Below are 3,713 nucleotides of genomic sequence, written 5' to 3'. Positions count from 1 at the left end.
CGATCTTTTGATCTTTGAAATCAAGATCAAAAGATCGCAGCGTGCCGCAGCTCCTACAAGGTTTTGCTCGAGTAGCATCCCTGCGACACCCCGCCGCGCCACGACCTTGGTCGACACTGACTAACCGCCCCGCGCATGCGAGACTGTCCGCCCGGGCAGGACTGCCGGGGAGTCTTCTGTCGGGAGTGTTGCATGTCGTTGTCCACCGGGCTGATCGCCGCCGTCGCCCTGGCCTATATGGCCATCATGTTCGCCATCGCCTTCTACGGCGACCGTCGCAGCGCGCCCTTGCCGCCGCGCATGCGTGCCTGGGTGTACAGCCTGTCGCTGGCGGTTTACTGCACCAGTTGGACGTTCTTCGGCGCGGTTGGCCAGGCTGCCGAACAACTGTGGTCATTCCTGCCGATCTACCTCGGGCCGATCCTGCTGCTGCTCGGCGCGCCGTGGGTGCTGCAGAAAATGGTGATGATCAGCAAACAGGAGAACATCACCTCCATCGCCGACTTTATCGCCGCGCGTTACGGCAAATCGCAATCGCTGGCGGTGGTCGTCGCGCTGATCTGCCTGGTCGGCGTCCTCCCCTACATCGCCCTGCAACTCAAAGGCATCGTCCTCGGCGTAAACCTGTTGATCGGCGCCGGCGCCGACGCCATGGGCACCCGCGCCCAGGACACCGCGCTGATCGTGTCGCTGGTGCTGGCGCTGTTCACCATCGTCTTCGGTACGCGCAACCTCGACGCCACCGAACACCACCGTGGCATGGTGTTGGCGATTGCCTTCGAATCGCTGGTCAAGCTGTTCGCCTTTCTCGCCGTCGGCGCCTTCGTCACTTACGGCTTGTACGACGGTTTTGACGACTTGTTCAATCAGGCCATGCTCGCCCCGCGCCTGGAGGAATACTGGAAGGAAACCATCAACTGGCCGTCAATGGTGGTGCAGACCGGCGTGGCGATGATGGCGATTATCTGCCTGCCCCGGCAGTTCCACGTCACGGTGGTGGAGAACATCGACCCGCAGGATCTGCGTCTGGCCAAATGGGTGTTCCCGGCTTATCTCGCCCTGGCCGCGCTGTTTGTCGTGCCGATCGCGCTTGCCGGTCAGATGCTGCTGCCAAGCGACGTGCTGCCGGACTCCTTCGTGATCAGCCTGCCACTGGCGCAGGCGCATCCGGCGCTGGCGATGCTGGCGTTTATCGGTGGCGCGTCGGCGGCGACCGGCATGGTCATCGTCGCCAGCGTGGCGCTGTCGACCATGGTCTCCAACGACATGCTGTTGCCATGGCTGTTGCGACGTAACAACGCCGAGCGCCCCTTCGAAGTGTTCCGCCAGTGGATGCTCTCGGTGCGTCGCGTCAGCATCGTGCTGATTCTGTTGCTGGCGTACGTCAGCTATCGCCTGCTGGGCTCGACGGCGAGCCTGGCAACCATCGGCCAGATTGCCTTTGCCGCGGTGACCCAACTGGCGCCCGCCATGCTCGGCGCGCTGTACTGGAAACAGGCCAACCGCCGCGGCGTGTTTGCCGGCCTCGCCGCCGGTACGTTCCTGTGGTTCTACACCCTGATTCTGCCGATTGCGGCGCACAGTCTCGGCTGGTCGCTGAGCAGTTTCCCGGGGCTGGCATGGCTGCACAGCAATCCGCTGAACCTGCCGATCACCCCGCTGACCCAAGGCGTGGTGCTGTCGCTGGCCGGTAACTTCACCTTGTTCGCCTGGGTTTCGGTGCTGTCGCGTACGCGGGTGTCGGAGCATTGGCAGGCGGGACGTTTCATCGGTCAGGAGATCAGCGCCCGCCCGAGTGCACGCTCGATGCTGGCGGTGCAAATCGATGACTTGCTGCAACTGGCGGCGCGCTTTGTCGGTGAAGAACGCGCGCGCCAGAGCTTCATCCGCTTCGCTTACCGTCAGGGCAAAGGCTTCAACCCCAACCAGAACGCCGACAGCGAATGGATCGCCCACACCGAGCGGTTGCTGGCCGGTGTGCTCGGTGCTTCTTCGACGCGCGCGGTCGTAAAAGCCGCCATCGAAGGTCGGGAAATGCAGTTGGAGGATGTCGTCCGTATCGCCGACGAAGCCTCGGAGGTGCTGCAGTTCAACCGTGCCTTGCTGCAAGGTGCGATCGAGAACATTACCCAGGGCATCAGCGTGGTCGACCAGTCGCTGAAACTGGTGGCGTGGAATCGTCGTTATCTGGAGCTGTTCAATTATCCCGACGGTTTGATCAGCGTCGGCCGACCGATTGCCGACATCATTCGCTACAACGCCGAGCGCGGTTTATGCGGCCCCGGCGAAGCCGAAGTCCACGTTGCCCGCCGCCTGCACTGGATGCGCCAGGGCCGCGCGCACACCTCTGAACGACTGTTCCCCAACGGCCGGGTGATCGAGTTGATCGGCAACCCGATGCCGGGCGGCGGTTTTGTCATGAGTTTCACCGACATCACCGCGTTCCGCGAAGCCGAACAGGCGCTGACCGAGGCCAACGAAGGCCTCGAACAACGGGTCAGCGAGCGCACACAAGAGCTGTCGCAACTCAACGTCGCGCTGACCGAAGCCAAGGGCACCGCCGAGGCGGCGAATCAGTCGAAAACCCGTTTCCTCGCCGCCGTCAGCCATGACTTGATGCAGCCGCTGAACGCCGCGCGGCTGTTCTCCGCCGCCCTTTCGCATCAGGACGACGGCTTGAGCAGCGAGGCGCAAAAACTGGTGCAGCACCTCGACAGTTCGCTGCGTTCGGCCGAAGACCTGATCAGCGATTTGCTGGACATTTCCCGACTGGAAAACGGCAAGATCAACCCGGACCGCAAGCCATTTGCAGTCAACGAACTGTTCGACACCCTCGGCGCCGAGTTCAAGGCGCTGGCGCAGGAACAAGGCCTGACTTTCCGGGTGCGCGGCAGTCATTTGCGCATCGACAGCGACATCAAGCTGCTGCGGCGGATTCTGCAAAACTTCCTCACCAACGCCTTCCGTTACGCCAAAGGCCCGGTGTTGCTGGGTGTGCGCCGGCGTGGCGGCGAGTTGTGCCTGGAAGTGTGGGATCGCGGGCCGGGGATTCCTGAAGACAAACAGCAGGTAATTTTCGAGGAGTTCAAACGCCTCGACAGCCACCAGACCCGCGCCGAAAAAGGCCTCGGTTTGGGTCTGGCGATTGCCGATGGGTTATGTCGCGTGCTCGGCCACACCTTGCGCGTGCGTTCATGGCCGGGGCGTGGCAGCGTGTTCAGCGTCAGCGTGCCATTGGCCCTCACGCAAACTGTGCCGGTCACTGCGGCCGTCGAGCTGAATGGCAAGTTATTGAGTGGCGCGCGGGTGCTGTGCATCGACAACGAAGACAGCATTCTGATCGGCATGAACAGCCTGTTGAGCCGCTGGGGTTGTCAGGTCTGGACGGCGCGTAATCGCGAGGAATGCGCGGCGTTGCTGAATGATGGCGTACGTCCGCAATTGGCGCTGGTCGACTATCACCTCGATCACGGTGACACCGGCACCGAGTTGATGGCGTGGCTGCGCACCACGCTGGGCGAGCCGGTGCCGGGGGTGGTGATCAGTGCTGACGGGCGTCCGGAGATGGTGGCGCAGGTGCATGCGGCGGGGCTGGATTATCTGGCAAAACCGGTGAAACCGGCGGCGTTGCGGGCGCTGTTGAGTCGGTATGTGCCGCTTTAAATCAAAGATCGCAGCCTTCGGCAGCTCCTACATAGATCCCCGTAGGAGCT

Annotated in this window: 1 protein-coding gene; it reads left to right on the top strand. The window is 62.8% G+C overall.

The window, feature by feature from the left end:
- Nucleotides 1-192 precede the first annotated feature (192 nt).
- Complete coding sequence (locus EJA70_RS04155) at nucleotides 193-3,663, top strand: PAS domain-containing hybrid sensor histidine kinase/response regulator (protein WP_158829857.1); 3,471 nt, start codon at nucleotides 193-195, stop codon at nucleotides 3,661-3,663.
- Nucleotides 3,664-3,713 lie beyond the last annotated feature (50 nt).

Source organism: Pseudomonas sp. PB103 (assembly GCF_009764635.1).
Classification (GTDB): domain Bacteria; phylum Pseudomonadota; class Gammaproteobacteria; order Pseudomonadales; family Pseudomonadaceae; genus Aquipseudomonas.
Note: the sequence above shows the minus strand (reverse complement) of the source record. Positions and strands in the feature narration are given on the sequence as shown.